General features: G+C 71.1%; 2 protein-coding genes. Both read left to right on the top strand.

The features are described from left to right. Positions 1 to 852, top strand: an 852-nt coding sequence (locus HUW62_RS47010) for a metal-dependent hydrolase (RefSeq protein WP_368670662.1), incomplete at its 5' end; no start/stop codon positions are given. A 92-nt stretch (positions 853 to 944) separates the two neighbouring features. Next, a partial coding sequence (locus HUW62_RS47005) for a hypothetical protein (RefSeq protein WP_176438163.1) occupies positions 945 to 1,953 on the top strand: 1,009 nt, incomplete at its 3' end.

The raw sequence follows: 1,953 nt of genomic DNA, 5'->3' as shown, positions 1-1,953 counted from the left end.
CCCCCACTCATGGTCAATCCCGCCGACCCCGGCCGAATCATCCCGCGACCCCACCTGAAGTTTCACTTCGACGCCACGTTCCCCCGGATGTGGCATCACAACGGGCTGGGTTCCACGCACCTGTGGAACGGGCTCAACATGCTCTTCCCCCAGGGTGAGCGTTTCTTCGTCCGCAGCGTCAATCACTACCTTCATGACCTGGATGACGCGCCGGTGTTGCGCGCGCAGGTGAAGGCGTTCTTCGCCCAGGAAGGCCAACACGCGCGGGAGCACCAGGACTACATCGAGCTGCTGGAGTCCCAGGGGTATGTCATCACCGGCTTCATGCGCGCCTATCAGCGCCTCGTCTGGGGTTTCATCGACAAGTACTTCCCGCCGCCCCTGAAGCTGGCCATCACCGCCGCGTTGGAGCACTACACGGCCCTCATGGGGGAGAACACGCTGACCCTCGGTGTGTTCGCGGACGGCCACCCGGCGATGCGCGCGCTCATCGAGTGGCATGCCGCCGAGGAGATTGAGCACAAGGCCGTGGCCTTCGACGTGCTGCGCGAGGTGGCGCCCGGCTACCCGCTGCGCGTGACGGGGATGTTCGCGGGCATCATCGCGCTGTATGGCCTGTGGTTCGCGGCCACCGTGACGCTGCTGCGCCAGGAGCCCGGGCTGGGCTGGAGGGGGATGTGGCGGGAGCTGCGCCGGGCCCACCAGAAGGACCCGGTGCTGGTGCGGGTGCTGTGGCGGGGCCTCAAGGAGTACCTGCGGCCCTCCTTCCACCCGCTCGACAATGACAACCTGCACCTCGCCCGCGCCCACCTGGCGACGCTCGAGGACTCTCCCCGGGCGGAGGCCGCCTGAGACGTGATGTCGTCGTGTTCGCCGCGAGGACTCCTCGATGCAACGGACGTCCTCGCGCGCGGAGGCCGCTCGTGGTGCTGAGGTCGCCGCGTATGGCGCTCGCCGCCGCATGGCTGTCCGTGGCGGCTCCGTCGGGCGCGAGCGCCTTCTGGGTGGATGACCACCGCGCGTTGACCCAGGCCGCGCTCGAGCGGGCCCTGGCGGCGGGCGCATCCCCCTCCCTGGCCGCGCACCGGGACGCGGTGCTGCACGGCGCCACCGCGGAGGACCTCAACCTCCACGTGAAGTGGACGGGGTGGCACCACTTCTACCGGCCGGAGGGCGCGCTGGACTCCGCCCTGCGCGCGGGCTCCGACGCGCGGGTGAGGATGCTGTGGGAAGAGGCCCTCGATGCCGCGCGCGGAGGAGACCTGGGCCGGGCGTGGGACAGGGCCGGGCACCTGGCGCACCACATCCAGGACGTGGCCTCGCCGCCGCATGTCGTGCCCGTGAATCACAGCTTCGCGGATGGCTTCGAGCGCTGGGGCCTGCGCGACGTGTTGAAGCGGCTGCCCTCGCGGCAGGTGGAGCCGCTGCCGGGGACCGAGGCGCAGCATGCGCTCGCGCGCGAGACGCTGGCGGCGGTGCGCTCCCAGTTCCTGCGCGCGGAGGATGGCGTCGAGCTTCCGTGGAGCACCTTCTGGACGGAGCCGGATGCGCGGCGTCCTGGCTCCTTCGGTGTCTACGGCAGCGTGGGCAATGCGTTCGGCCAGACCGAGCCTCGCTGGAAGGACGGGGCGCACCGCGTGTCGCCCGAGGCGTATGACGCCTTCATGGCGGACCGGGCCGCCGGCGCGGTGGCGTATTCCCAGGCGTTCCTGACGTGGGCGGGCCAGCGCTTCGAGGAGGTCGCCGCACCCGACGCGGCCCCATTCACGGCGCGAGGTTTCATCCCGTCCCCGGAGTTGTCGCTCCAGGGGTTGGGAGGAATGGCTCGGGACTCGCGAGGCGCGACGCCCATCGCCGGGCTGCGTGCGGGGCTTCCGTTGCCCCATGCGCTGCGCCTGTCGGTGGAGTGGACGCGGGGCCTGGGGCTGGGGACGCGGCCGCTGCCCGCGGGTG

The organism is Myxococcus sp. AM011 (assembly GCF_013372595.1).
GTDB classification, from domain to species: Bacteria; Myxococcota; Myxococcia; order Myxococcales; family Myxococcaceae; genus Myxococcus; species Myxococcus eversor.
Note: the sequence above shows the minus strand (reverse complement) of the source record. Positions and strands in the feature narration are given on the sequence as shown.